Below are 24678 nucleotides of genomic sequence, written 5' to 3' on the forward strand. Positions count from 1 at the left end.
TCGTTGCGCTTGCCTTTATTGCTGCTCGCTACTGCCCTGTTCGCCAGTGCCATCACTGCGCAGGCCGCGCCTGTGGAAATCGCCACCCTTGACCGCATGAGCACGCCGGCGTTGTTCGATGTGGCATCCCGCGCCCAGATCCTGAGCTTTGCTCGCGAACTGCTGGCCAGCGAAGCCCTGGATGAAGCTGCCTTGGCCGGCCGCCTCGGCTTGCGCCAGATCAACCTGGCCGCGATCGATAACGTACGAGCGCGACTCTGGGAGCGCTTGTGGGAGAACTTCGATCATGCCCAACAGAGCTGCGCCGAGGATGCGTCCTTCTGCTACGCCGTGGACAACCTGGACGATCTCAAGGCCCAGGCCGGGCAATTCAAGGTGGAAGACGATTCCTTCTATGCGCCCTGGGCAGAACCAGGCCGGGCCTTCAGCCGAGCCTATCTGGACGAGCAACTGCACATGGCCGCGCTTTGGCCCGACATCAGCAGCGAGGTGATGACCTTCTCCAATGCCGAGCACAACGGCGATGAGTTGGCCGATCGAGTATTTCTGCTGAGCTTCGACGGCGGGCCAAGCCCGAGTGGCGGCAACACCGAATGGACTACCGACTTCCTGCGCCAGCAGAAGATGAATGCAACCTTCTTCGTGATCGGCAACGCCTTGAAGTTGCGTCAGAACAGCGCGAGCCTGGCGCCGGAAGACCTCTACCGAGACCAGTGCGTAGGCGTGCAGGGCTGGCAGTACCGTTCCCACAGCCAGTGGGTGGACTGGCAGAAATCAGTGCTCGATAGCGTCGCCCTGACCCAGAGTCAGTTACCGGAGGCCTATGTGCCGCAGTTCCGGCCGCCTTATGGACAGCGCCGGCCTGACAGTGGAGAGTTCTTCGAAAGCCAGCAGTTGGACGTCATCCTTTGGGACATCGATGCCCAGGACGCCAATACGCAGCTTACCGCCCAGGACACCAGCGACCGCGTGCTGACCCTGATGCTGTTGTGGCGCAAGGGGATCATCCAGTTCCACGATGCTCAACCCAAGGTGCGCAGCGTGCTCCCCGCCTTGCTGGAAGCCACGCGCCAGAGCGGAATCGCCTGGGAAGACTGCAAGGATTTCCCGTGAACCCTCGCGGCTCGCGCCACCGGCACGGACCAAACAGACTTTCGACTGTAGCCCGCGGCCCGGCCCTCGCCAAGCGCTATTCGTCTTACCAGAAAATAAACCTTTGCAGGCACGCAAAAGGCTTTGTCCGGTCACCGGTTTTGGGTTACTAAGAAACAGACCGCCGAGCCCTGCCGACACAGGTGGCGTCCATACCCGACCCCGCCTGTCGTTGTCAGCCCTCCCCTTGGAGTGACGGCGGCCGTTCAAGGCGCAGCACCGCCCAGGTATTGCGTCCACTGGCTCCCACGAAAGGTGACCGAGTATGGATGAACAAGGACGCAGTTTCTCCGCCCACCAGCCCATCCTCTATGTGCTGGACACCAACGTCCTGATCCACGACCCCAATGCGCTGCTCAATTTCCAGGAACATCACGTCGCCATCCCGATGACCGTCCTCGAAGAGCTGGACAAGCTCAAGGATGGCAAGCATTCCGTTGCCGCCGAATGTCGCCAGGCCATACGGCTGATCGACAAAGTGCTGGGCGAGGCTTCGCCCCAGGACGTAGAGCAAGGCGTGCCGATCCAGCGCGGCAAGGGCGAGCCCAAGGGCTATCTTTCCATCCTCATGAACAAGCGCGGCGCCCTGGAAAGCCCGCTGCCCGACCACCTGAACGACAACGTCATCATCAACCAACTGATCGACCTGCACGCCCGGCGCCCGGAGCTCGATGTCATCCTGGTGACCAAGGACATCAACATGCGCCTGAAGGCGCGAGCCTGTGGAATCGCCGCGGAGGACTACAGTACCGACCAGCTGGTGGACGACGTTTCCCTGTTGTCCCGGGGCTACCATACCGTGCCCGGCTCCTTCTGGGAGCGGGTCCTGAAGGTCGATACCCGTCAGGATCACGGGCGTACCTGGCACCGGGTGCAACTGAGCGAAGTGCTGCCTTCGGCCCATATCAACGAGTTCATCATCGACGAACAGGGCTTCGTGGGCTGGATCAAGGCGGTGCGCAATGACGAGCTGATGATCCTGGACATGCACCAGGAACCGCTGATGCATCAGGAAGCCTGGGGGCTCAAGCCCAGGGACATTCACCAGGCGCTGGCCCTGTTCGCCCTGCTGGACCCGGACATTCACCTGGTCAACCTCTCGGGCGCGGCCGGTTCGGGCAAGACCATCCTGGCACTGGCGGCGGCCATCGAACAGACCATGGTCAGCAAGCGCTACAGGCGCATCATCGCGACTCGCAGCGTACAGGGCCTGGACCAGGAAATCGGCTTCCTTCCGGGCACCGAAGCCGAGAAAATGGAACCCTGGCTGGGGGCGATCACCGATAACCTCGAAGCCCTGCACATGGATGACGAAAACACCCACGGCAGTGTCGATTACATCCTGAGCAAGGTGCCCTTGCAGTTCAAATCCCTGAATTACATCCGCGGGCGCAGCTTCCAGCAAAGCCTGATACTCATCGATGAATGTCAGAACCTGACGCCCCACCAGATGAAAACCATCATCACCCGTGCCGGGGCGGGCTCCAAGGTGGTATGCCTAGGTAACCTGGCGCAGATCGACACGCCGTATCTGTCGGCCACCAGTTCGGGCCTGACCTACCTGACCGAGCGCTTCAAGGATTTCCCCCACGGCGTTCATATCACCCTTCAGGGCGTGCCCCGGTCGATCCTGGCCGAGTACGCCGAATCCCACCTCTGACCGCGACCTAGCGGTAGCAGTCCGCCTTGGCGGCGACCGGGTCCCGCGCGCGACCCGGTCGAATCTTCGTCACCGCGCCCCGATCACCACCGTGCAAGTCGTGCCGGCGGCGAGCAACATTCCCTCGGGCACCTCGTCCAGATGAATGCGCACCGGCACACGCTGCGCCAGGCGTACCCAGTTGAAGGTCGGGTTCACGTCGGCAAGCAGCTCGCGGCTTTCCGGATTGTCCCGGTCGTAGATGCCCCTGGCGATGCTCTCAACATGTCCGCCAAGCATCTCGCCGCTCATCATCTGCATCTGCGCCGCGTCGCCTACATGCACATGGGGCAGCTTGGTCTCCTCGAAAAAGCCGTACACCCAGAAAGAATGCTCATCGACTACCGCCATGCGGGCCTCGCCAGCCTTGGCATAATCGCCGGGATGCACATTCAGGTTGGTGACGAAGCCGTCCACCTGCGCCACCACCCGGGTGCGGGCCAGGTTGAGTTCCGCCGCGGCCAACGCGGCCTGAGCCTGCTGGTAGGCGGCCTGGGCAGCGTCCGCCAGGCTACCGGCGTCTTCCTGGCTTTCCCGGGAAATCACCATGGCATCCAGGTCTGCTCGCCGCCTGGCGTTGAGCTTGCGCATTTCCCAGGTAGCCTTGCGCGCGGCAACCAAGGCCCTGGCCTGGTCTACCGCCAACTGGTAATGGGCCGGGTCGATCTGGATCAGTAGGTCGCCTTTGCGCACATGCTGGTTATCCTTCACCGGTACCGCCACTACATAGCCAGCCACGTCCGCGGCCACATTGATGATATCCGCGCGTACCCGGCCATCACGGGTCCAGGGGGTTTCCATGTAATGCACCCACAGCAACCGGCCGAGGAACACGGCCAAGCCGAAGACAACGAGGGTGCCGAGCAGGCTGAACAGCTTTTTCATGAGGTGATTCTCAACGGTAGACGGTCAGCGCCAGGGCGCCGAAAACGCAAAAGAACAGACTCAACCGCAGCAGCGCTGGGTGCCAGAACCAGCGATACAGGTCCAGGCTGGCAAGAACGCGGTCGAGCACCCAGGCCAGCGCGATGGCCGCCAGAAGCAACAGGGTCAGGGCGGGCATATAGACGCCGTGGAAGGCGATTTCACGGGGCATGGATCAGTCCAGGGGAATCAGGCGGCAAGGCCAGGGGCGAACGAGGATCGAGCAAACCGCTGCGGATGAAATGCAGATAACTCTGCATCCGACGCAGTACTGAAGTATCGAAATGTCGGGCGAAGGGTTCGTCGGCCTCGCGCACGGCCTGGATCGCCTGCTCCACCGCGCCCAGGGCCCGGGCACGATTGCCCTCCCCCGGCTGGATGAACAGCCTGATCAACGCACGGCCCATGGCCCGTATGGCCTGGCGCCAGGGCTGGTCCAAGGCATAGGCCGGATGCACGAAGAGCGCCTCTTGCTCGGCTCGGATCTCGATCACCCCATGGCCGATCTCCAGCACCGCCAGCATCCAGCGCATCAGCTCGCGCTGGACCCTGGGCTGGGCCGCCGCCAGGCCATAGGCATGGTGCACGATATCCCGGGCACGGCTTTCGAAGCGACTGGCCAGGCGCCGGGCATCGCCGCTGACAGCGAATACCATCAGGTAACGGAGCTCGGCTTCCAACCGCCGCAGCATCCACCCGGCGTTGGGCGGCAGGATGATCGCGCCCGCGGCCGCGCATACCAGCATGCCGAGCACCATGGCGATGTAGTCATTGATGAAGCCATAGGGGTTGTACAGCGTCAGGTTGTCCGGCACCGAGCCTATGGAGAAAAAGATCAGCAAGCCAAGGCCATAACCGGCCCAGGCCGGGCGCGAGGCCAGGAACGCCCCGAAGGCGAAGACCGGCGCCAGCACCAGACACAGCAAGGCAAAGCCGTCGATACGCGGATACACGAAGAAATACTCGATGAACCCGGTACACGCTCCAAGCATGGTGCCGCACGCCATCTGGAATGCCATTCGCCGCGGATTGGGGGTGGCCGCCGACAGGCCCACGGTGGCCGCGGCCACCAGGGTCATGGTAGCCCCGCTGGGCCAGGCGGTGGCGATCCAGAACGCCCCCAGCCCGCCTACCACCAGGGCGCCACGCAAGCCGGACGCCAAGGCAGCCAGCCAGGAGGTGTGGGCACTGTAGTGAGCGTCCCAGCGCTCACGCTCGTGGCGATGGGACGCCAGCGAAGCGTGGGTCAAGGCATAGTTATGCAGGTTCTCGGCGAAGCGGAACAACAGTTCATAGGCCGTGTGGAAGTCGAGCAAGGCGTGGTCGTCTGGGTCGGTGGCGAGGAAGGCGCAGCGCTGCTCACGCACCTGCTCGGCGAAGGCCTGGCGATAGTCCTCCAGCGCCAGGGCCAGGCGGTTGGCGTCGTCCAGGGTCAGCGGTCGGCCCGCGAAGGGCGCCAGACACTGGGCGAAGCGTTCCAGCCCCGGCGAAATGTAGGCTCTTACCGCGCCTCGGGCATCGGTACGGGCCAACAGCTGGCGCAGCGCGTTGAACCGCGTGGTCAGGGTCATGAACTCGCTATTGAGGCGGCTGACCCGTCCGCTACGCCGGCGCATATGCGGGTCTTCGAAGGCCGTGACGCTGCGCAGCCCTTCCAGGCCCACGGCTTCGGCGAGAAAACGCGCGTTGCTCGCCTCGAAGGTCTCGTCATCTACCTGCTCGGCCAAGCCTTGCAGGACGAAGCTGGCGAAGGTGCCGAAGCGCTGATAGAGGGCGTTGCGCATGGCCGCGCTGGCTGACTGGGGTAGTACGGCCGCGCTGACAGTGGTAGCCACCAGCAGCCCCAGGCAAATCTCCAGTACCCGGTAGATAGCGGCGAAAAAGGCACCCTCCGGGTGGGCCAGCACTGGCAAGCCGATCATGGCCGCGGTATATCCCGCCAGTACGAAGCCGTAGCCACGGAAGTTGCGCTGGCGCATCGCGCCGGCCGAACACAACCCGACCCAGGCAGCCAGGCACGGCAGGAAGATTTCCGAGTTCTGCGGAAAAACCGCGATCAGCACCAGCGTTACCACCGAGCCGGCCAGTGTTCCGAGCAAGCGGTAGAAACTCTTGGCGAACACCTGCCCGCTTTGCGGCTGCATCACGATGAACACCGTGGCCATGGCGGTCCGTGGCTGTGGGAGTTCCAGACGCATCGCCAACCAGAGGGTTGCGAAAGCGGCCAGCAGCACCTTGAAGATGAATACCCAGGTCACCCCATCGCTGCGCGCCCAAGCCAGGCAAGCCCGATGAAACCGTGCCATCGAGGGCGTGGCGGCGCTGCTCACGGGCTCACCGTCGCGCGCAGCCTGTCCAGCCGAACCAGGGCGGCCGGGGCCGCTGGCGCCTGAAGTCGAGGCTCGGCCGGGTTGTCGGCGCCAGCGCCAAGCCCGCCTCCCAGGGCAGTCACCAGGTCAGCCTGGGCTGCCAGGCGCGCGGCCCATACCTGCTCTTGTACGGTGCGTTGTCGCAACAGCGCGGTTTGCGCCTGCAGTACCTCAAGGTAACCGGTGAGCCCCCGTTGCCAGCCTACCCTGGCCAGGTCGTAGGCCCGTTGAGCGCTCGCCACGGCCTGTTCGGCGAAGTGAGCCTGATGTTGCAGGGAGTCCCTCCGGATCAACTGGTCGGACACTTCCTTCAGTGCGTCGGCCAGTACACCACGGTACTGGGCCACGGCCAGGTCATAACCGGCAGCCGCTTCGCCCAGCTGGGCACGCAACCGGCCACCGTCGAACAAGGGCAGGCTGAACGCAGGGCCTACGCTGTAGCCCAGCTTCTGGCCTGTGAGGAACTCAAGCATCCCGCCACTGGTAGTCATGTAGCTGAGGCTGGCTGCCAGGTCGATATCCGGATAGAAGCTCGCTTGAGCCACCTCGATACCCCGCGCCTGCGCCGCCACTTGCCAGCGGCTGGCAACCACGTCCGGCCGTTGGCCGAGCAACTGTGCCGGCAGGCGGGACGGCAGCCCGAGGGGAACAGCCAGGCGCAGCCGAGGCCGCTTTACCTGAGCAGCGGCCCCTGGCCCCTTGCCCGCCAGAGCGGCCAGTTGATGACGGGCCTGGGCCATTTCCTCTTCAAGCGCATCGAGTTGCCGCCGGGTTTCAGGTATCAGCGTCTGCGCCTGGCTTACTTCCAACTGAGTGCCGATGCCTGCGGCCAGTCGCTTGTCGGCCAGGTCAAGGACCTGGGATTGCTGCGCCAGGGTAGCGTCCAGGATGTCATGCTGGGCATAGGCCAAAGCCAGGCGGATATACACGCGCACCAGGTCGCGAGTCAGCGCCAACTGGGCCTGGCGCGCTTGCGCGGCCGCCAGGTGGGCCTGATCCAGGGCACGTTCGCTGGCATTGCGCTCGCGGCCCCAGAGGTCCAGGTCATAGCTCAGGCTCAGGCCGGCATTATTGTCCCAGGTGGTCTGGTCCGCCAGGTCGCCGGGGCCATAAAAGCCATCGGTGGGCCAGTTACGCCTGTGCAGCGCGGCCTCAGCATTCAACCGCGGCGCTTCAGCGGCCTCGGCCAGGCCCGCCACCGCACGTGCCTGGCGTAGACGAGCGCTGGCCACGGCCAGGCCAGGGCTGCCTTGCAGCGCCATGATCACCCATTGGTCCAGCTGGGGGTCGCCGAAGCCGCGCCACCATTGAGCGTCGGGCCAATGGGCCTGGGCACCTGCCGAATCGATGGCCTTATCGGTGGCCAGGTCATCGGCCCTGGGCACCTGTGCCTGGGGGGCGATGCCACCTGTGCCAATACAGCCGCTCAAACAGGAAGTCAGGGCACACAAACGGAGCGCATTGAGCGCTCGAGAAAAGCGACGCGGCACAGCGGCGGGTTCCGGAACGAAAGAGAGGCGGATGGGAGCCGCCATTCTAGGAGCGCGCCCGCATGCCGATAAGCGGGCGTTCCGGTGATTCTTTGTTACGCGCGCAGCGATAATCGCCCGCTCTGGCGCGGCCGCCTGCGCCGCTTCGCCTTGGCCGCCTGGCATGGCCCCAGATGGCTTGCGTAGGGACAAGGCAAGGTGAAAGCTTGTGCTCAGGCAGCTCAATGATGATTACCATTGTGTAACTTCGTGCGACAATTTGCCGGTAGATTCAGAGAGCGACCCATGGACACCCTGCAAAACATGCGCGCCTTCACCTGCGTGGCCGAAGCCGGCAGCTTCACCGCGGCGGCCGTACAGTTGGATACCACCACCGCGAACATTTCCCGCGCCATTTCCAATCTCGAAGCGCACTTGCAAACCCGCCTGCTCAACCGCACCACCCGGCGTATCGCCCTGACAGAAGCCGGCAAGCGCTACCTACTGCGCTGCGAGCAGATCCTGGCCTTCGTGGAAGAAGCCGAGGCCGAGGCCAGTGACGCCCATGCACGCCCCGCCGGACAATTGAAAGTGCATACCATGACCGGTATCGGCCAGCATTTCGTCATTGATGCCATTGCCCGCTACCGCAAGATTCATCCGGACGTGACCTTCGACCTGACCCTGGCCAACCGGGTGCCTGACTTGCTCGATGAAGGCTACGACGTGTCCATCGTACTCGCCAGCGAGCTGCCGGATTCGGGTTTCGTGTCCCAGCGTCTCGGCATTACCTACAGCATCGTCTGCGCCTCGCCGGATTACGTACGTACCCACGGGGTGGCACGCAAGCCCAGCGACTTGAAGAATCACGCGTGCCTGCGCCTGGTCAGCCCGGTGGTCCAGCTGGAACGCTGGATGTTCGAGGGTCCGGAAGGCTCGGAAGTGCTCAACATCACCAACGCACCTTTCCAGGTCAATTCGGCCGACGCCATGAAAACCGCCATTTCCAGCGGTATGGGTGTGGGAGTGCTGCCGATCTACGCCGCCATCGAAGGGCTGCGCAACGGAACCCTCGTACGGATGATGCCCGAATACCGCCTCCAGGAGCTGAACCTCTACGCCATCTACCCTTCGCGGCAGTACCTGGATGCCAAGATCAAGACCTGGGTGGAGTACCTGCGCGGCTCCCTGCCCGACATCCTTGCCGCCCAGGATGCCGACCTGCGTAGCCAGGAACAGAGGGCTTGAGCGGCAGGCCTCAAGACGAAGGCGGCCAGCGCCGAACCCGCTTGTAGCTTGCTGCTGGCCGCTTGTAGCTTATCCTCCTCAACAGACGGAGCTGCCCGATGAAAAAAACCGTACTTGCCTTCAGCCGCATCACGCCGGAAATGGTCGCGCGTCTCGAGCAGGATTTCGAAGTGATCGTGCCCAACCCCAAGGCCGGGGACATAAGCACGCAGTTCAACGAAGCGCTGCCGCGTGCCCATGGCCTGATCGGCGCCGGGCGGCCCCTGGGGGAGACGCAGCTCAAGGATGCGGCCAACCTGGAAGTGATCGCCAGCGTCTCGGTGGGTTACGACAACTATGACGTGGATTACCTGACCCGCCGTGGCATCCAGCTCACCAATACCCCCGACGTACTGACCGAAAGCACCGCCGACCTGGGCTTTTCCCTGATCATGGCCAGCGCACGGCGTACCGCGGAGCTCGATGCCTGGACCAAGGCCGGGCAATGGAAGGCTACGGTGGGCCCGGACCTGTTCGGCAGTGACGTGCATGGCAAGACCCTGGGTATCATCGGCCTCGGCAACATAGGCGCGGCCATCGCGCGGCGGGGGCACCTGGGCTTCAACATGCCGGTGCTCTATAGCGGCAACAGCCGCAAGCCGGCCCTGGAAGCCGAGCTCAAGGCCACCTATTGCGAGCTGGACGAACTGCTGGCCAAGGCCGATTTCGTTTGTGTGGTGGTGCCGCTCAGTGACAGCACCCGCCACCTGATCGGCGCTCGCGAGCTGGGCCTGATGAAGAAGTCTGCGTTCCTTGTCAACATCGCCCGCGGCCCGGTGGTCGATGAGCCGGCGCTGATCGAAGCCCTGCGCAACGGGACCATCCGTGGCGCTGGCCTGGACGTATATGAACGCGAGCCCTTGGCCGAGTCTCCGTTGTTTGCGCTGAAAAACGCCGTCACCCTACCCCACATCGGTTCGGCTACCAGTGAAACCCGCGCTGCCATGGCCGAGCGCGCCATGGCCAACCTCACCGCTGCCCTGCAGGGCCAACGTCCGATGGACCTGGTCAACCCCAGCACCTTCAAAGGCTGAGGCGTACCGCCAGCGCTGTCGGCGATGCCAGCAGCGCCAGGCTCAGGGCCAGCCTGGGCCGGTAGGGCAATAACCACACCAGCAAGCCGGCGCTGGCCATGGCCAGGCCCAGCCCCCGTACCAGGCCCATGGCCCAGCCTGCCGTGGACACCAGCAGGCCTAGCGCAGCGCCGAGCACGATGACCGCGACCAGACGCAAGCGCCTGCGCCGCCCCAGCCCGAGCCTGTGGCCGAGCAGGTCTTGATGATGGCGGTCCATGGCTAGGCAAAGCATGGTCAAGCCCAGGTAACACAACAAGCCAGCGCAAAGCATCATGAAGGCACCTTCGCTGGCTGCGATCCAACAGTGGGCAGCGCACCGCGCAGCGCGACCTTGCGCAGCAGCCACAACAGCGCCAGCCCGCACGCCAGGGCGGTAAGATCCACCCCGGCGGTAGCCCAATCGCCCTGGGCGATAGCCACCGGCAGGCCACGTTCGGTAGTGAAGATCCCCAGCAACGGCAGCCCCAGATAAAGGGCGGCGCCCAGGCTCAATTGCTCCAGCCAGCCCCGCCGTCCTTGCCGCAGCAGCGCATGAATGAGCAGCGCCAGCCAGGTCAGGAAGAAGACTCGCACCTCCCAGCCACCGCGGTGCTCCAGCTGCAGAGGCAGAAGGCGGTTGGCCCAGAAAAACGCGCCCACCGCCAAAGGCAACCCGGCCATGCTGGCCATGTTGAGCACGCCAACCATGCGCAAGCCGAACGGCAACCGGGGTTCCCGGGCGTGCTTGAGTTGACGCTTGCTGACCCAGAGCACCAGACCGGTACCGATCATGGCCGTGCCGCCCAGGCCGAAGATGAAATACAGCCACCGTTCCACGCCGTTGGCGAACTGCCCCATGTGCAGCCCATAGAAACCACCGGCAATCAGCAACGCGCCACCATCCGGCACGCTGGTTTCCAGCAAGGCACCGCTGACGCCATCGAACGCCAGGCTATTGCCGGGCAGGTAGGCAATGCGGTCCCCGCCGTGGCGGTAGAACACCACCCGCTCGGCGGCATCGCCAGGATGCTGCACCTCCACCCGGCTCAGGCGCGCCCCTGGCCAGCGCATCATGGCCCGGTCATACAAGCTGGCCAGCCCCAGGGGCGCCCCCGCCTCACCCTTGGCTGGGCCAGGAAACGCATTGGGAAAGACCTCTTGGTAGAACGCCGCCGGCTCGCCCTTGTAAACCGTGGCCAGGGTGGCCGGCAGCAACATGGCCATGAAGATCACCAAGCCGCTGTAGGTGATCATCAGATGAAACGGCAGGGCCAGGACCGCCACGGCATTATGCCCGTCCAGCCAGGAACGCTGGCCCTTGCCGGGGCGGAAGGTAAAGAACTCCTTGAAGATTTTCTTGTGGGTGATGATGCCGCTCACCAGCGCAACCAACATGGCCATGGCCGCCAGGCTGGCCAGCCAGCGGCCCCATGGAAAGCCCAGTTCCAGCTCATAGTGGAAGCGGTAGAAAAAGTCGCCGCCACGGCTGTCCCGGGTCAGAGCCTCCTGACCGGTAGCCGGGTCCAGCAGCTTGCTGACGAAGCGCTTGCCGCTACCTGGCGCGCCGGCCCACATCACTTCCAGCCCCGGTTGGCGTTCGTCCGGGGGCATCAGGTACCAGGTCGCGGCGCCCGGCGCGGCCTGGCGCAGGTAGGCCTCGGCACGGTCCAGCGCCGCCCGGGTGTCCAGCGGCCGCACCCTCAGCTCAGGATGGGCCCAATGGCTGATTTCTTCCTTGAAATAGCTGAGCGTGCCTGTCAGGAAGATAGCGAACAGCAACCAGCCGAAAGTCAGACCCAACCAGGTATGTAACCAGGCCATGGCTTGGCGCAAGCTCTCCCTCATGGCGTGTTGATCCGGTACAGCGCCAGGTCGGCCGCGCCCAGTAGCAACGTCGCCACTCCCAGGCCCAACCATGCCTTGCCAGCACTGCGGCAGGCGAACACCCAGAGCACCGCGACCAGGTAAAGGACAAAGCCAAGCATCATGCCGAGCACCGCGGCCGAGGCCTTGCTTCCAGGCAAGGCGACGCCTATGAACGCACTGCCCGCGCTGGCCAGGGCATAGCCACCCAGGCTCGCGGCCAGGCAACGGGAGAACACACCCAGGCGATAGCCCAAGGGTACGGACACAGGCTTTTTCATGGGGCAGCCAGTAGGGGCGAAGAATGGCTGCCGATTCTATTGATAAACATTCTCATACGCAAAGGCGGAGATGTGGATGCCCTTTCTCAGTGCGATCCTGCCCTGGATGCTCCGCCTGGAACCAAGCCGGGGTACAGAGGCCGGGCGCGTGACTTATCTTATGGACCAAGACGGACAGGGTGTCAGCGGCATGGGCCTTGCTTGTGACCAGAAGCCGGGCCTGAGCACGGCCTCTGGCGGGGGTGCCGATGGTCAGTACGCCCAGAACTATCCCAGGCCGTCTCAGTCAATAAGGCAGTCTCGTTAGGCAGGTGACATATGGACAACCCCTTTCAAATCATCAGCGATGCGTTCCAGCCCGATTACCGAGTGAATCTGAGCATTCAGGGGCTCGATGGCACCATTATGCTGACCTTGTCCAACGATGCGGGCATGGTCGCCAAGCGAATGATCAGCCCGGCGCAACGCAACGATCCCAAGCGGCTGCAGCGCCTGATCCAGAGCATCAAGTTCGGCATCGCCATAGAGCGTGGCGAGCACCCCATGGAGATGCTGGCGGCCATGACCGCCGCAAACCGCGCGGCGATCGTTACCCATGTTCCTTCACAGGTTGCCGCCCAGGTGCCGGCCCAGGCAGCGGCCGCCCGGTTCTGAAAGTAGCGTGCTACGAAGGCTTCCAGCTCTGAAAGCCATTCCTAGAAAACGGCTGCCCTGCCCTACCTGCCGCCACCGGGGACGCCAGGTACATCCATGTTGATCCGGCGCCATATTGCCTCGGCGAAGCTGTAGACCGAAAAGGCAATCAACCCGAGCCCCATGACCCCCAGTATCAACCCGCCGGCGGGCATGTCCTGCAACGCGTTGAGCGCATCCTTGATGCCGGGCGGGTCCATGGCCTTGTAGGCCGACCCGCTCAAGCCGAGCAAAACGGCCATTTCGATGAAGGCGACCCCACGGGCCATGAGGCCGAAGCGGGATACCGGCCGCACGTAACGCATAACGCGTTCGTCCGCCTCGAAGTATTTCTCGAACGAGGCCTTCCACCCCTTGATCAGGTGCGCGATGCCTACCCCGAGAGGAACCAGGGCTGCCAGGTACACCAGCCAGTTGGAATGCTCCCAGGACAGCAGATGAGCGAGCAGATCCTTGGTTTGCTGCCCGTCCCCACCTCCCGAACTGCGCAGGCCGCTAACCAACAGCCCCAGGGCGAACGCGGCCAGCACGCCGTTGATGATGCCGCCGGCCAAGAGCCCGGCACGAATGACCACCCCCTTGGCCTGGGTGCCATGGTGGTCCACATCGCGGGTGGCCTGTAGCACTCGCCAACCGGCGAAGGCCAGCAGACCGACGATCACCATCCCTACCAGGGTGTGCCCCAATGGCTGGCTCAGCAGTACCTCGAGGCTACCACGGCTGTCCTTGGGCTCGGTCGAATCTCTCGCGGCGAAGAGGGCGAACAGGCCGATGATCAAGTAAATCACGCCGCGAGCGGCATAACCGCTTCTGGCCAGGATGACCAGCGATCGATGCGGGGACATGGACTTCTCTTCTGAAAAAAACGTTACAAGAGAAGACCAAAGCTCGCGGCCTGGGTTCGAATACTGCCGCGCTTCAGGTTTCGCCCTTTTCCAGTTCTACTACCTCGACCTTGCCGGGGCCCTTGCGCCTAGGGCCCTCGATCTTGATGGAAGGGAAGCGCGACGAGGCATAGCGCACCACCAGAATAGCGAAGGCCAACAGCAGTATGGCGCCGGAGAGGTACACCACACCCAACCCGGCCGGCTCATGGTGGGACACATCAGAAATGAGCAGACGGGTGAGCGCCGTGATCGCCACATAGATCAGGAATCGGACCGGCATGTGGTTGGTCTTGAAGTAGATACCCACCATGGCGCCCAACTCCAGATAGATAAAGAGCAGCAGGATGTCATCGACACTGATGGCGCCCTTTTCCAGCATGCCCATGAACGCGAGCACCGCCGCCCAGGCGGTGACCCCGCCGATGGCGAACAGCGCCAGGTAATGAAAAGCCTCCACGAGGAGATTGCCCAGGGACTCGGCGCAAGCGTGCAACCGTTCGCGCAACGCATCGGCCCAATTGTTCTTCACGGTGTCTATCCTTCTGCCATTAGCCGGGCAGCTTGCCCGGGGTGTGTTACAGCAGAACGCACATGCAGAATCAAGGCCACAGGCTTGCCTGCGCGCTCATGACACTGTATAAATAACCAGCATACGCAAACGCTCGCGCTTGAGAGGCCCTCATGGCTGTTGAAGTCCTGTATCGAAGTACTCGTGACCTGGAGACCATTTTCTTGGATAGGAAACTCGCAGATGCTCACGACCAAATGCTTGAACTGGCCGAAGTGGTCGGTCAGGTGCTGGAAAAGAACATCCCTGGCCTGAATGAAAACCAGGCTGAGGAAATCGGCATCTTCCTGGCCAAGCATCGGTCAATCTTCGCCGCCGCGTTCAAGAGCAACGTCGAAGCCCTGGCCGAGCTCAAGTAGCCCTACCCAGCCGCGGCTGCCTCGGCTCAACGCTGGGGCGCTGCTTCTGGCGCAGCAGGCAGGCGAGCAACCGCGCTACTGTCGGCGGCCAGGCGACCGACTGACGGCGCTTGAGCCTGGCTTATATCAACGACGCCCGCGCCTGGCACTTTCTGCGCGAGGCCGCCGAGGGCCTGAACTCAGCCATACACCAGCCGCTCCGCCATGGCCTGAGCCACCCGGGCGGGTGAACGGTGGGTCGCCTGGGCCTGGGCGAAGATACCGGTCAAGCGTTGGCCGATCTGGCTGAGATGCTGGGTGATCGCGACCGGCTCGGCATTGCCGTATTGCAAGGCGACCTGAATCAGCCCACCGGCGTTGATCACATAGTCGGGCGCGTAGAGAATCCCCCGGGCCTCCAGCTGATCCGCCACCTCGAGGCTGGCCAACTGCGCGTTGGCCGAGCCGGCCACTGCCGCGCAACGCAACTGGGCGACGGTCTTGGCACTGAGCACCCCACCCTGGGCACAGGGCGCGAAGATGTCGCACGGAGTGGTCGGCAGCGCGTCGGCAGCCACTGGCCGAGCCGCCAGTTGCTCGACCGCCAGCTGAACGCGGCCCGGATCGGTATCGCACACCAACAATTCGGCCCCTGCCGCATGCAGATGCTCGGCCAGGCCGTAACCGACGTGACCGAGCCCCTGGATGGCTACCCGCAACCCTTCGAGGTTGTCGCTGCCCAGACGCGCCATGGCGGTGCTGCGGATACCGGCAAATACTCCGAGGGCGGTGTGCGCCGAGGGGTCGCCGGCAGCCGTGGTGCTGGTGACATAGGCGGTGGCCTGGGCCACACAGTCCATGTCAGCGGTGCTGGTGCCACTGTCCACCGCGGTGATGTAGCCCCCTTGCAGGCTGTCCACGAAGCGGCCGAAGGCTTCGAACAGCCTGGCGCGGTCCTCGACATGCGGCCCACGCAGGATCACTGCCTTGCCGCCACTGAACGGCAGCCCCGCCAGGGCGGCCTTGAAGGTCATGACCTCAGACAGGCGAATCGCGTCGGCCACGGCACTGTCGTCGTCCGGGTAGGCCAGGTAGCGACAACCACCGAGCGCGGGCAAGGCGCGCCCGCCATGAATGGCGATGATCGCTCGCAAGCCGGTTGGCGGGTCTACCATCAGGTGTACCTTTTCCACGCGGGTGCGTTGCATCAGCGCGAGCATGTCGGCAGCTCCGATAAGGTAGGCGAAGATTATCCTAGGCAGTATAGGTGGCCTGCCGCATCCTGCGCGGCGGACGAATCCTACTGGACGGCAGCGTCTGGGCAGGGTTACAACGGGGGATATGCCGCCGGTAGCCAGCGAAGCCCGCCCCACGGAGCTATCAGAATGAACCCACGCCAAGCCTGCCTGGATTGCCTGGCCCGCTCCCCTGGCGCTCCCTTCGAGGCTGCCCTCTGGGTCGCGGCCGAGCACGACCCGGCGCTCGAGGTGGCCACGGCCATGGCAAGCCTGCACCACCTGCAACTGGCCGTAAACGTCACTCTGCCCAGCCTTCCCGCGCGTGAACTGGCCCAACCCCTGTTGCGATCGCTCAATGCCCAGGGCTTCGCTCAGGATGAGCGGCACCCGCTGCGCCCCGAGGCCGCTTTGCTGCACCGGGTACTGGCGCGCAAGCGAGGCCAGCCCCTGGCCCTGGGATTGATCGCCCTGGAGCTGGCCGGGCGCCTGGACATTCCATTGCTTGGGGTGAACTTTCCCGGCCATTTCCTCCTGCAGGTGCCAGGTGCGGACCACTGCCTGGACCCTTGCGGCGGGCGACGGCTCTACCCCGCTGATTGCCGGGAGCTGCTGGCGCGGCAATATGGGCCAGGCCAGATGTTACGCGCCGAACACCTGGCCGCTGCCAGCCCGGCGCAGATCATCCAGCGGCTTTCACGCAACCTGCGCTACTTGCATGCCAGCCACGACCAGTACATGGCCGCGCTCAAGGACGCCGAACGCGTGCTTGAACTTGGCTCCGGCACCGTGGCCGACTACCTGGCCCGTGCTGACCTCTACCAGCGCCTGGAATGCACGCAGGCGGAGCGCTTCGATGTAGAGCGGGCGCTACTGCTGACCGAGGACCCGGCGCAACGGCTACGGCTTGCCGAACGACTGAAGGCCCTGCGTGCGGAACCGCGGCGCCTTCACTGAGCGGTAGTCGCTCAGGGGGCATCCACCTGACACGACGGATGTGCCGCGATGAACGCCGGATGAGTCGCAGCCCGGGCGGCGACGGCGCGGATCTTCGGGTAAGGGTCCAGCGCGACCTCGAACCGCTGCGCCGCATACAGCTGCGGGATCAGGTAAAGGTCCGCAAGCCCTGGGGCCGGGCCGAAGCAATAGCCTTCGCTGGAATCGATCAGGCTTTCCACCGCCGCCAGCCCCTCTCCTACCCACCGGGCGATCCAGGCATTGACCGCGCCTTCATCCAGGCCGAGATGGCGCAGCGCCTTGAGCACGGCTGCGTTATGCAACGGATGGATATCACAGCCGATGAGCGCGGCCACGCCACGAACCCGTGCCTGCTCGACAGCTTCCTCGGGCAAGAGCGGAGGCCAGGGGTAGCGAGCGTTCAGGTATTCGAGGATCGCGCCGGACTGCATCAACGGCTCGCCATGTTCGAGCAGCAGCACGGGTACCCGGCCCTGGGGGTTGAGCTGGCGGAAGGCTTCGGCGCTCTGCTCTTCCTTGAGCAGGTTCACAGGCGCGTTGACCCAGGACAACCCTTTCAACCCCAGCGCTATGCGTACCCGATAGGTGGCCGTGGAGCGGTAATAGCCGTACAGGACCATGGTCACTCCCTGGCGGGCAGAACGCGCCCCCGGCATTCACCGAAGCCCAATCCGCCGAGGCCCTCCCGATGGCAACGCGCGCGCAGGATGACCTCGTCGCCGTCCTCCAGAAAGCAGCGGGTTTCCCCGTTGCTCAGGCGCAGCGGCTGCTTGCCGCCCCCAGTGATTTCCAGCAGGCTGCCGTGCTGGCCCGGCAGGGCCCCAGAGAGGGTTCCGCTGCCGAACAGGTCGCCCGCCTGCAGCTGGCAGCCATTGACACTGTGATGGGCCACCAGCTGCGCCACTGTCCAGTACATGGCCTGAGTGTTGCTCAAGGCGATGCGTTCGGCGGGCATGCCGGCTTCACGCAAGGCGGGGGTAAGCAGTAGCACCTCCAGCTGGATGTCCAGGGCACCGCGGGCCTGGTCCTCAGGGTCCAGCAGATAGGGCAAGGGCGCGGGGTCGCCCTCCGGTCGCGGCGCCTGGGCACAGCGATAGGGCATCAATGCCTCAGGCGTAACCACCCAGGGCGAGACCGTGGTGATGAAGCTTTTGGACAGGAACGGGCCCAGGGGCTGATATTCCCAGGACTGCAAGTCGCGGGCGGACCAGTCGTTGAGCAGGCAGAAGCCGGCGACCTGCTCGGCCGCCTCGTCGATGGGTACCGCTTCGCCCAGGGTGTTGCCGGGGCCCAGCCAGATACCAAGCTCCAGCTCGAAATCCAGGCGAGCACTGGGGCCCAGGCGCGGCTCGCTGGCGCCCGCCGGCAGGGTTTGCCCCCAGGGGCGAAGCACTGGATGCCCTGACGGGCGCACCGTGGAAGCGCGGCCGTGGTAGCCGATAGGCACATATTTGTAGTTGGGCAACAGCGGGTTGTCCGGTCGGAACAAACGGCCCACGTTACGGGCATGCTCGATGCCTACGTAGAAATCGGTGTAGTCGCCGACACGCGCTGGCAAGTGAAGCGTGCAGGCGTGACGTTTCAGCAGACAAGGCGCTACCTGGGCCTGCTCCGGGGCATGTTCAGTGAGCAAGGCGAGCAACCGTTCGCGCAAGGCGCGGCGAGGGCCGGAGCCCAAGGCAAACAACCCGTTGAGCGTGCCGTCCGCGCAGGCGCGTACCGCCTGCCGCGCAGCCCCGCTCAACAGTCCGGTGCCATCGAGCGCCCGCAGATCGAGAATGCTATCGCCCAGGGCCACGCCTGGCCTCGGCGGCCCGCCTTCTACCTGGGTGAAGATGCCCAACGGCAGGTTGTGCAAAGGGAAATCGGCATGGCCGTTCGCGGACGCCCACCAGCTACGCGGCATGGACGAAGGATTCATGGGCGCTCCTGATGGGGGGAGAAGTGACCGGGCAGGCTGGCCCAACACTGGTCGTAGTCAGCCTGCAGTTGTGGACATTCCAGGGCGAAACGGCTCGGACGCAGCACCTGGCTGGTTTCGAACATGAAGGCTAGGGTGCCATCCAGCTTGACCGGGGCCAGGGTGGCCGCCATGGCTTGGGCGCAGGTGGCCGCGTCAGGGCCGTGGGCGCTCATGCAGGGGTGCAGCGAAGTACCTCCAGGCTGGAAACCCGTGGCCTTGGCGTCGTAGGTGCCTTCGATCAGCCCCATGAACTCGTTCATCACATTGCGGTGGAACCACGGCGGACGGAAGGTGTTTTCCGCCACCATCCAGCGCGGCGGGAAGATGACGAAATCCAGGTTCGCCTGGCCCTGGGTACCAGGCGATGTGAGCACGGTAAAGATGGAGGGGTCCGGGTGATCGTAGCTGACGGTACCGATCGTGTTGAACAGGCGCAGATCGTAGCGATAAGGCACGTTGTTTCCATGCCAGGCCACTACGTCCAGAGGGCAATGGGTGAGCTGGCAACCCCACAGCTCGCCCAGGAATTTCTGCACCAGCACCGTGGGCGTGGCGCTGTCTTCGTAGCTCGCCATGGGAGCCTGAAAGTCCCTCGGGTTGGCCAGGCCGTTGCTGCCAATGGGGCCCAGCTCCGGCAGGCGCAGCGGCGCGCCATGGTTCTCCGCCAGGTAGCCCCTGGATTGCGCGTCGAGCAGCTCGACCCGGAACTTCATGCCGCGAGGTACCACGGCGATCATGCCCGGCGCTACGTCCAGCGCGCCCAGCTCAGTGCACAACCGCACACGCCCGGCCTGTGGCACCAGCAACAGCTCGCCATCGGCGTCGAAAAACACGCGTTCCATGGAGCGATTGGCGCACCAGTTGTACAGGCTCACACCGCTGGCCGCCTCTGGCGGGGCGGTGGCCGCCATGGGCCGCAAACCATCGAGGAAATCCGTGGGCTCGGTAGGCATGGGAAGCGGGTCCCAGCGCAGGCGGTTGGGGTTAACCGGCCCGGCGTCCTGCCCTACCAGCTGGCGCCCCAGGCGCTCGAAGCGAGGATGCAGGGCCGAGGGGCGGATGCGGTACAACCAGGTGCGTCGCGCTTCAGCCCGGGAAACAGTGAACGCGGTGCCGGACAATTGCTCCGCGTAAAGTCCCAGGGGTGGCCGTTGCGGTGAGTTGCAACCGAGTGGAAGCGCGCCCTTGATGGCCTCGCTGCAGAAATGGTTGCCGAACCCGCTGAGCATGGGATGAGCGTCGGTCATTACGTCTCCTGGCGTAGCCGCCTGTTATTCTTGTGAATGCCGGATACCGTAAACGGATTACGCATAACGTAATTTGCTCCCCTTTTGTGGTCAAGCTATAAAGGCGACCCTTCCCCTTGGACCCAATGCCATGAGCGACGCCACCGACACGCCCAACACCAAGCAAAAGGTTCGTTCCGCGGAGGTGGCCACGGACATCCTCAAGGCCCTGGCGAGCCTGACGCCGGCCACTTCCCTTTCGCGCCTGGCCGAGCACCTGGGCATGCCGGCCAGCAAGGTGCATCGCTACCTGCAAGCACTGATCGCCAGCGGTTTCGCCGAGCAGAATCCAGCCACCAACCATTACGCGCTGGGTCGGGAGGCGCTCCGGGTAGGGCTGGCGGCATTGGGGTCCATGGACGTGCTCAAGCAAGCGGCGCTGCCGCTTTCGCAACTGCGCGACGCGCTCAATGAAAGCTGCTTCCTGGCTGTCTGGGGCAACCAGGGGCCGACGGTGGTGAGCATCGAACCGGCGGTGCGAGAGGTGACGGTGGTCACGCAGGTCGGCTCGGTACTGCCGTTGCTGCACTCATCCACCGGCCTGGTGTTCTGTGCGTTCTTGCCCGAGCGCGAAACCCAGGCGCTACGGGAAGCGGAGCACTCGGCCCTGCCCGCGCGGGAGCAACAGGCACTGCCCACGCTCCTGGCCCAGGTACGCGCCGCGGGCATGCATCATGTCCATGGCTTGCTACTGCCAGGCGTCGACGCGCTCTCCGCTCCTGTGTTCGACGCCCTGGGCCGTATCGTTGCGGTGATGACGGTGGTGGGGCCCAGCTCGATGTTCCATGCCGAGGCCGACGGGCCGGCGGCCCAGGCCTTGCGGGAGGCTGCAGTCGGTGTCAGCTGGCGCATGGGCCACGGGCTGCGGCAGGACTGATTGTTACCGCAAGCGCAACGGTGATTGTCAAACAGTCCGATTTTTCGAACTGCCTTGTGCACGTATTCTTCGGGGGGTCGAACATCGTTCAGCTTAATGTTGGCTTAAGGTCCTTGAGTCAAGGTTCCCTCTCGTGATGTTCAACGTGACCCCCGACGTTGTTTGGTAGCTCCTGACCAACGTCTTGCTTGGCCGCTGTGTGCGCAGCGGCCTTTTTTATGCCCCGCGCCCGGCCTCCAAGGCAGTGACGAAAGCATTCAGCCAAGGCTCGGCATCGGTTTCCGGCGTTACGCTTTCACTGGCATCCAGGCGCAGCATGGGCTGGACCTGGATCACTCCAAGCTCGTCGAACAGCTCGGCAAGCGACTCGCCCCCACCGCAAAAGCTGTCGCTGTAGCTCGAATCGCCCAAGGCGATGACGCCACCGGGAAGCCCGCGTAGGGTGGCCGGAAGCGAATCGCGCAACTGGCTGTAGAGCGGCATCAGGTCGTCGGGCAGTTCGCCCATGCCGGTCGTGGAGGTGATGCCCAGCAACGCATCGGGCTGGAAGGCCAACAGGTCGGCGAGCGTGCTCCTTGGCTGGTAATGGCAGTGGTGACCGGCTGCTTGCAACCGTTTGACCGCGTGGTGGGCGACTTCTTCGGCGGTACCATAGACGGTGCCGGAAAACAGAGCGACATTCATGCCAGGCCTCCTGGGGGTTGACCAGGCAGTCTATCAGGCCAGGCAACCGGCCAGCAGCTACGTTAGAATGGTCCGCCAAGGGAGTCCGGAGAGGCCATGATCAATTCCAATCTGTTGCAGCGCATGGTGGATGCCTCCAGCGACGGCATCGTGATCGCCGAACAGGAAGGCCGGGACAACATCCTGATCTACGTGAATCCGGCTTTCGAGCGGCTCACGGGCTACGCCCGCGAGGACATCCTCTACCGCGACTGCCGTTTCCTGCAGAATGGCCAGGCGGCCCCTGAGGCGCGCCAGGCCCTGCGCGAGGCCCTCGACAAGGGTGAGGCATGTCGCCAGGTACTGCTGAACTATCGCAAGGACGGCGCGCCGTTCTGGAACGAGCTTTCCATTACGCCGGTGTTCAACGAAGCGGATGGTCGCCACTATTACATTGGCATTCAAAAGGACGTCAGCGAACAGGTCGCGGCGCGGGAACGAATCCTGCAGCTCGAAGCCGAGTTGGCCAGGCTGACCGAACTGGCGGGGCTGGCCCCTGCTTCCAGCCCGGACGACCGTTCATGACGCGGCGGGCGCTTACTCATCGAGGTTCAACGAGCCGGATATGCAACCTGATTCCCTGCTAAGCCAGGATGAGCTGGATTTTATCCGCAGCCTGCACAACAGCCCGGAAGGCGAATTGGCCGATACCGGAGCCGGCCTGGCGGTCGAGGGCGCCGGTCGCTTGCAGGACTTGCTGCTGCGCCTGGTGGCGCGGGGCTGCGTGACCATCCAGGCCCAGTTCCAGAACCAGCAATTGAGCTTTCCCCTGCGCGTTGCCGAGGATGAATTCCATGCCCAGCGCATCAGGCTGGGCGCGCCGACCATCTACGAGGACGGCCCCATGGTCAGGCCGTGGCGTCTGGCGCTGGCCGAGGCGATTCCTCTGCAGGACCGCAACGGCGATGCCAGTTCATTGTGGGTGGTGGAAATCTCGGTCAACGGCCTCGTACTGCAAGTACGCGACGGCGGCGCGGCGCCCGAGGTGTTCTCGCTCTGGTTCGCCCCCCCCGGCTACACCCCCATCGCCTTGCGCGGCAGCCTGGAGCGACAGACCGCCGACGGCCTGTTGGCCTACCGGCTGATGCCCCACGATCCGCAGGAAACCGAGCGGCTGCATGATTACATTCTCGAACAGCACCGCTTGGCTCACCCTCACCTGCATAGCTGATCAGGTATCCAGATGGCCTGCCGCATATTGGGCCAGGCGACGCTGCATCAGCGGCCCGTGGTTGCCCAGGCAGCCAATACTGGTGTTGACCAGCTGATCCTGGATCAACTCGCTGAATTCCCCCGCCAACAGCAGGGGGCACTCCAATTGCAGGCTCAGCTTGAGCAAGCGCTTGGCCGTATCCGCCGCTGGCGCATGGTTCGAAAACAATACCACCGCGCTGGGCTGTACCCGCTCACAGACCAGCCCCAATTCTTCCAAGGGCTGACCAAGGCCCAACGGCCTTACCCAGGTATGCGCGTCGCTCAGCATGAGCGCCGCCACCAGCAACTCCAGCTCGAAGCACTGGCCGGGGATCGCGCAGAGCAACACCGGACTGTCGCTTCCTTCCGTGGACGAAAACTGCAGACGTCTCAGGACCTGTCCACGCAGGAAGTGGTCCAGGAAGGTCCATTCACTGACCGCGCCGAAACCGTCCTGGCGTAACCGGACTTCCTCCCAGACAGGCATGAACACCTCTTCGAAGGCGACGCCCAACGGATAGGTGGCGAACACCTGACCATACAGGCGTATCAGCGCCAGCTCGTCGAAGGCCTGAATGGCCGTGGTCAAGCGGTCGCGCCATTGAGCGTACTCGCTCAAGCCATGGCGAGGCTCCGGGGATTGAGGCATGTTCGTCGCCTGAATGCGTGCCAGGAGCTTGCCGACCTTGCTCACGGCCACGCCCCGCTCGAGCCAGCCAAGGATGGCCCTGACTTCGGCGATGTCCGCTGGGGAATACAGACGATGCCCACTTTCGGTGCGAGTCGGCAGGATAAGCCCATATCGGCGCTCCCATGCCCGCAGCGTCACAGGATTGACGCCCGTCAGGCGCGCTACCTCGCGTATTGGAAAAAGCTCCTGTTGGCTATCGGCACGGTCAGCGCTCAGGAAGTAATTGTTGTCGCTCATCGAAAAGAACCAGGCGTTACAAGCGGTAGGCATATTGTAACCGTTTGATCAGACACTTCACCTGCATGTCCCTCTGCATTTGGAACAGCAAGGGCATATCGCTATGCAGGCAAACTTGCATCAGATCCGGAATGATCCTTGCTTCGGAAAGGTCTATCATCGAGTGCCGAGCCTTGTTACCCCAGGGCCCGGACGCGTCGCCCCTACCCGGGGCTGAATGCCCGTAGCCGGAGATACACAATGTCTACCCCACCCGTGACGATGCTGGTCGCGCGCCGTGCCGCCAAAGGCCGCTATAACGAACTGATCGCCTGGCTTCAGGAAGGCGAGCACTTGGCCACCGATTTCCCGGGCTACCTGGGCTCCGGCATCCTGGCCCCGCCCGTGGGCGGTAACGAGTACCAGATGATTTTCCGTTTTGCCGATGCCGCCACCCTGCATGCCTGGGAGTTTTCCGCGTCGCGACAAGCCTGGCTCAAGCGCGGCAATGGGCTGTTCGCCGAGCCATCGGAGCGACGGGTGCAGGGCATGGACAATTGGTTCGCCAATGTCGCCAGCGCCACGGATGCGCCTCGCCCGCCGCGCTGGAAGCAGGCGGTGGCGATCTGGTTGGCCTTTTTCCCGGTGTCGCTGCTGTTCAATATTGCGTTCGGCCCCTGGCTGGATGAGTTGGCCCTGGCGCCACGCATCCTGGTCAGTACCCTGGCGCTTACACCGCTGATGGTGTTTATCTTCATTCCGTTGTCCACGCGATTGTTGGCGCCGTGGCTCAACGCTCCGGGCCGTGAGACAGCCGAAAAGAACGGCCTGGGCGTTCGCTGAGGTGCGGCGCGGGTTGGCGAAGGGCAACGGGGTGCGATAGGCTCGCCTGGTTTCGCCGCCCGGCGCGGCGGCGCCAGCGAGCAGCCC

General features: G+C 64.1%; 26 protein-coding genes. 11 read left to right on the plus strand and 15 right to left on the minus strand.

What is annotated here, in order from left to right:
• The first annotated feature begins 3 nt into the window (after nt 1-3).
• Together ACP691_RS18025 and ACP691_RS18030 are read left to right on the plus strand one after the other, a co-directional pair.
• Nucleotides 4-1113 carry a polysaccharide deacetylase family protein gene (locus ACP691_RS18025; protein ID WP_426152277.1) on the plus strand — a complete coding sequence of 370 codons (1110 nt, stop codon included), beginning with the start codon at nt 4-6 and terminating at the stop codon, nt 1111-1113.
• Between the two features lie 304 nt (nt 1114-1417).
• On the plus strand, nt 1418-2812 hold the full coding sequence (locus tag ACP691_RS18030) for a PhoH family protein (RefSeq protein WP_426152077.1): 1395 nt from the start codon (nt 1418-1420) through the stop codon (nt 2810-2812).
• A gap of 69 nt (nt 2813-2881) precedes the next feature.
• Here ACP691_RS18030 and ACP691_RS18035 read toward each other — a convergent pair whose 3' ends face one another.
• The 4 genes from ACP691_RS18035 to ACP691_RS18050 are packed head-to-tail and all read right to left on the minus strand — an operon-like array spanning nt 2882 to nt 7634.
• Complete coding sequence (locus ACP691_RS18035; protein WP_426152079.1) at nt 2882-3736, minus strand: efflux RND transporter periplasmic adaptor subunit; 855 nt, start codon at nt 3734-3736, stop codon at nt 2882-2884.
• A gap of 10 nt (nt 3737-3746) precedes the next feature.
• Nucleotides 3747-3947, minus strand: coding sequence for a DUF1656 domain-containing protein (locus ACP691_RS18040; protein WP_426152081.1), 201 nt, complete (start codon nt 3945-3947; stop codon nt 3747-3749).
• Entirely contained in the window at nt 3937-6081 is a 2145-nt protein-coding gene (locus ACP691_RS18045) for an FUSC family protein (protein WP_426152279.1), read from the minus strand. Before ACP691_RS18045 ends, ACP691_RS18040 begins: the two co-directional genes overlap by 11 nt.
• 20 nt (nt 6082-6101) lie before the next feature.
• Nucleotides 6102-7634 carry an efflux transporter outer membrane subunit gene (locus tag ACP691_RS18050; RefSeq protein ID WP_426152083.1) on the minus strand — a complete coding sequence of 511 codons (1533 nt, stop codon included), beginning with the start codon at nt 7632-7634 and terminating at the stop codon, nt 6102-6104.
• Between the two features lie 285 nt (nt 7635-7919).
• Here ACP691_RS18050 and ACP691_RS18055 point away from each other — a divergent pair, with 285 nt between their 5' ends.
• Together ACP691_RS18055 and ACP691_RS18060 are read left to right on the plus strand one after the other, a co-directional pair.
• A complete protein-coding gene (locus tag ACP691_RS18055; protein WP_426152085.1) occupies nt 7920-8861 on the plus strand; it encodes a LysR family transcriptional regulator in 942 nt (313 codons plus the stop codon).
• 98 nt (nt 8862-8959) lie between these two features.
• Nucleotides 8960-9934 carry a 2-hydroxyacid dehydrogenase gene (locus ACP691_RS18060; RefSeq protein WP_426152087.1) on the plus strand — a complete coding sequence of 325 codons (975 nt, stop codon included), beginning with the start codon at nt 8960-8962 and terminating at the stop codon, nt 9932-9934.
• On the opposite strand, the gene ACP691_RS18065 is transcribed toward ACP691_RS18060, so the two are convergent.
• The 3 genes from ACP691_RS18065 to ACP691_RS18075 are packed head-to-tail and all read right to left on the minus strand — an operon-like array spanning nt 9924 to nt 12099.
• Nucleotides 9924-10247 carry a DUF3325 domain-containing protein gene (locus tag ACP691_RS18065; protein ID WP_426152281.1) on the minus strand — a complete coding sequence of 108 codons (324 nt, stop codon included), beginning with the start codon at nt 10245-10247 and terminating at the stop codon, nt 9924-9926. The two genes, ACP691_RS18060 and ACP691_RS18065, sit on opposite strands and share 11 nt — an antisense overlap.
• Entirely contained in the window at nt 10247-11800 is a 1554-nt protein-coding gene (locus tag ACP691_RS18070; RefSeq protein WP_426152089.1) for a PepSY-associated TM helix domain-containing protein, read from the minus strand. The genes ACP691_RS18065 and ACP691_RS18070 overlap by 1 nt, the downstream gene beginning before the upstream one ends.
• Nucleotides 11797-12099 (minus strand): DUF3649 domain-containing protein, encoded by a 303-nt coding sequence (locus ACP691_RS18075; protein ID WP_040261276.1) that lies wholly within the window; start codon nt 12097-12099, stop codon nt 11797-11799. The genes ACP691_RS18070 and ACP691_RS18075 overlap by 4 nt, the downstream gene beginning before the upstream one ends.
• A gap of 318 nt (nt 12100-12417) precedes the next feature.
• On the opposite strand from ACP691_RS18075, the gene ACP691_RS18080 reads away from it, so the two are divergent.
• Entirely contained in the window at nt 12418-12753 is a 336-nt protein-coding gene (locus ACP691_RS18080; RefSeq protein ID WP_426152091.1) for a DUF3509 domain-containing protein, read from the plus strand.
• 62 nt (nt 12754-12815) lie between these two features.
• Here the strand turns inward: ACP691_RS18080 and ACP691_RS18085 are convergent, their stop codons facing one another.
• Together ACP691_RS18085 and ACP691_RS18090 are read right to left on the minus strand one after the other, a co-directional pair.
• Entirely contained in the window at nt 12816-13637 is an 822-nt protein-coding gene (locus ACP691_RS18085; protein ID WP_426152093.1) for a DUF1206 domain-containing protein, read from the minus strand.
• 73 nt (nt 13638-13710) lie between these two features.
• Nucleotides 13711-14208: a phosphate-starvation-inducible protein PsiE gene (locus ACP691_RS18090; RefSeq protein WP_426152095.1), complete on the minus strand. Its 498-nt coding sequence runs from the start codon at nt 14206-14208 to the stop codon at nt 13711-13713.
• Between the two features lie 152 nt (nt 14209-14360).
• On the opposite strand from ACP691_RS18090, the gene ACP691_RS18095 reads away from it, so the two are divergent.
• The gene (locus ACP691_RS18095; protein ID WP_426152097.1) at nt 14361-14606 is read left to right on the plus strand and encodes a YebG family protein; all 246 of its coding nucleotides are present in this window, start codon (nt 14361-14363) and stop codon (nt 14604-14606) included.
• Nucleotides 14607-14785: 179 nt separating this feature from the next.
• On the opposite strand, the gene ACP691_RS18100 is transcribed toward ACP691_RS18095, so the two are convergent.
• A complete protein-coding gene (locus tag ACP691_RS18100) occupies nt 14786-15805 on the minus strand; it encodes a Glu/Leu/Phe/Val dehydrogenase dimerization domain-containing protein (protein WP_426152099.1) in 1020 nt (339 codons plus the stop codon).
• 165 nt (nt 15806-15970) lie between these two features.
• Here ACP691_RS18100 and ACP691_RS18105 point away from each other — a divergent pair, with 165 nt between their 5' ends.
• The gene (locus ACP691_RS18105) at nt 15971-16777 is read left to right on the plus strand and encodes a SirB1 family protein (RefSeq protein ID WP_426152101.1); all 807 of its coding nucleotides are present in this window, start codon (nt 15971-15973) and stop codon (nt 16775-16777) included.
• Between the two features lie 11 nt (nt 16778-16788).
• Here the strand turns inward: ACP691_RS18105 and maiA are convergent, their stop codons facing one another.
• From maiA to hmgA, 3 genes are read right to left on the minus strand one after another with little or no spacing between them, the layout of a single operon-like run.
• Nucleotides 16789-17418, minus strand: coding sequence for a maleylacetoacetate isomerase (gene maiA, locus ACP691_RS18110; RefSeq protein WP_426152103.1), 630 nt, complete (start codon nt 17416-17418; stop codon nt 16789-16791).
• Nucleotides 17419-17420: 2 nt separating this feature from the next.
• Nucleotides 17421-18719, minus strand: coding sequence for a fumarylacetoacetase (gene fahA / locus ACP691_RS18115; protein ID WP_426152105.1), 1299 nt, complete (start codon nt 18717-18719; stop codon nt 17421-17423).
• Complete coding sequence (hmgA, locus tag ACP691_RS18120) at nt 18716-20008, minus strand: homogentisate 1,2-dioxygenase (protein ID WP_426152107.1); 1293 nt, start codon at nt 20006-20008, stop codon at nt 18716-18718. The genes fahA and hmgA overlap by 4 nt, the downstream gene beginning before the upstream one ends.
• A 130-nt stretch (nt 20009-20138) precedes the next feature.
• Between hmgA and ACP691_RS18125 the strand changes: the two genes are divergently transcribed.
• The gene (locus ACP691_RS18125; RefSeq protein ID WP_426152110.1) at nt 20139-20924 is read left to right on the plus strand and encodes an IclR family transcriptional regulator; all 786 of its coding nucleotides are present in this window, start codon (nt 20139-20141) and stop codon (nt 20922-20924) included.
• Between the two features lie 216 nt (nt 20925-21140).
• Here ACP691_RS18125 and ACP691_RS18130 read toward each other — a convergent pair whose 3' ends face one another.
• A complete protein-coding gene (locus ACP691_RS18130; RefSeq protein WP_426152112.1) occupies nt 21141-21608 on the minus strand; it encodes a flavodoxin in 468 nt (155 codons plus the stop codon).
• A gap of 96 nt (nt 21609-21704) precedes the next feature.
• Between ACP691_RS18130 and ACP691_RS18135 the strand changes: the two genes are divergently transcribed.
• Both ACP691_RS18135 and ACP691_RS18140 read left to right on the plus strand, forming a co-directional pair.
• The gene (locus tag ACP691_RS18135) at nt 21705-22172 is read left to right on the plus strand and encodes a PAS domain-containing protein (protein WP_426152114.1); all 468 of its coding nucleotides are present in this window, start codon (nt 21705-21707) and stop codon (nt 22170-22172) included.
• 40 nt (nt 22173-22212) lie between these two features.
• A complete protein-coding gene (locus ACP691_RS18140; protein ID WP_426152116.1) occupies nt 22213-22818 on the plus strand; it encodes a hypothetical protein in 606 nt (201 codons plus the stop codon).
• On the opposite strand, the gene ACP691_RS18145 is transcribed toward ACP691_RS18140, so the two are convergent.
• On the minus strand, nt 22819-23769 hold the full coding sequence (locus ACP691_RS18145) for a MerR family transcriptional regulator (RefSeq protein WP_426152118.1): 951 nt from the start codon (nt 23767-23769) through the stop codon (nt 22819-22821).
• Between the two features lie 240 nt (nt 23770-24009).
• On the opposite strand from ACP691_RS18145, the gene ACP691_RS18150 reads away from it, so the two are divergent.
• Complete coding sequence (locus tag ACP691_RS18150; protein WP_426152120.1) at nt 24010-24591, plus strand: antibiotic biosynthesis monooxygenase; 582 nt, start codon at nt 24010-24012, stop codon at nt 24589-24591.
• Nucleotides 24592-24678: the final 87 nt, after the last annotated feature.

Origin of the sequence: Pseudomonas sp. DC3200b2 (assembly GCF_049895785.1) — a bacterium.
Classification (GTDB): Bacteria; Pseudomonadota; Gammaproteobacteria; order Pseudomonadales; family Pseudomonadaceae; genus Aquipseudomonas; species Aquipseudomonas massiliensis.

Excerpts from the sequence above, each read along its gene's own strand:
- ACP691_RS18030 (WP_426152077.1), top strand. The coding sequence starts at position 1,418 with ATGGATGAACAAGGACGCAGTTTCTCCGCCCACCAGCCCATCCTCTAT.
- ACP691_RS18035 (WP_426152079.1), bottom strand. The coding sequence starts at position 3,736 with ATGAAAAAGCTGTTCAGCCTGCTCGGCACCCTCGTTGTCTTCGGCTTG.
- ACP691_RS18040 (WP_426152081.1), bottom strand. The coding sequence starts at position 3,947 with ATGCCCCGTGAAATCGCCTTCCACGGCGTCTATATGCCCGCCCTGACC.
- ACP691_RS18045 (WP_426152279.1), bottom strand. The coding sequence starts at position 6,081 with ATGGCACGGTTTCATCGGGCTTGCCTGGCTTGGGCGCGCAGCGATGGG.
- ACP691_RS18055 (WP_426152085.1), top strand. The coding sequence starts at position 7,920 with ATGGACACCCTGCAAAACATGCGCGCCTTCACCTGCGTGGCCGAAGCC.
- ACP691_RS18060 (WP_426152087.1), top strand. The coding sequence starts at position 8,960 with ATGAAAAAAACCGTACTTGCCTTCAGCCGCATCACGCCGGAAATGGTC.
- ACP691_RS18065 (WP_426152281.1), bottom strand. The coding sequence starts at position 10,247 with ATGCTTTGCGCTGGCTTGTTGTGTTACCTGGGCTTGACCATGCTTTGC.
- ACP691_RS18070 (WP_426152089.1), bottom strand. The coding sequence starts at position 11,800 with ATGAGGGAGAGCTTGCGCCAAGCCATGGCCTGGTTACATACCTGGTTG.
- ACP691_RS18075 (WP_040261276.1), bottom strand. The coding sequence starts at position 12,099 with ATGAAAAAGCCTGTGTCCGTACCCTTGGGCTATCGCCTGGGTGTGTTC.
- ACP691_RS18080 (WP_426152091.1), top strand. The coding sequence starts at position 12,418 with ATGGACAACCCCTTTCAAATCATCAGCGATGCGTTCCAGCCCGATTAC.
- ACP691_RS18085 (WP_426152093.1), bottom strand. The coding sequence starts at position 13,637 with ATGTCCCCGCATCGATCGCTGGTCATCCTGGCCAGAAGCGGTTATGCC.
- ACP691_RS18095 (WP_426152097.1), top strand. The coding sequence starts at position 14,361 with ATGGCTGTTGAAGTCCTGTATCGAAGTACTCGTGACCTGGAGACCATT.
- ACP691_RS18100 (WP_426152099.1), bottom strand. The coding sequence starts at position 15,805 with ATGCTCGCGCTGATGCAACGCACCCGCGTGGAAAAGGTACACCTGATG.
- ACP691_RS18105 (WP_426152101.1), top strand. The coding sequence starts at position 15,971 with ATGAACCCACGCCAAGCCTGCCTGGATTGCCTGGCCCGCTCCCCTGGC.
- maiA (WP_426152103.1), bottom strand. The coding sequence starts at position 17,418 with ATGGTCCTGTACGGCTATTACCGCTCCACGGCCACCTATCGGGTACGC.
- fahA (WP_426152105.1), bottom strand. The coding sequence starts at position 18,719 with ATGAATCCTTCGTCCATGCCGCGTAGCTGGTGGGCGTCCGCGAACGGC.
- hmgA (WP_426152107.1), bottom strand. The coding sequence starts at position 20,008 with ATGACCGACGCTCATCCCATGCTCAGCGGGTTCGGCAACCATTTCTGC.
- ACP691_RS18125 (WP_426152110.1), top strand. The coding sequence starts at position 20,139 with ATGAGCGACGCCACCGACACGCCCAACACCAAGCAAAAGGTTCGTTCC.
- ACP691_RS18130 (WP_426152112.1), bottom strand. The coding sequence starts at position 21,608 with ATGAATGTCGCTCTGTTTTCCGGCACCGTCTATGGTACCGCCGAAGAA.
- ACP691_RS18135 (WP_426152114.1), top strand. The coding sequence starts at position 21,705 with ATGATCAATTCCAATCTGTTGCAGCGCATGGTGGATGCCTCCAGCGAC.
- ACP691_RS18140 (WP_426152116.1), top strand. The coding sequence starts at position 22,213 with ATGCAACCTGATTCCCTGCTAAGCCAGGATGAGCTGGATTTTATCCGC.
- ACP691_RS18145 (WP_426152118.1), bottom strand. The coding sequence starts at position 23,769 with ATGAGCGACAACAATTACTTCCTGAGCGCTGACCGTGCCGATAGCCAA.
- ACP691_RS18150 (WP_426152120.1), top strand. The coding sequence starts at position 24,010 with ATGTCTACCCCACCCGTGACGATGCTGGTCGCGCGCCGTGCCGCCAAA.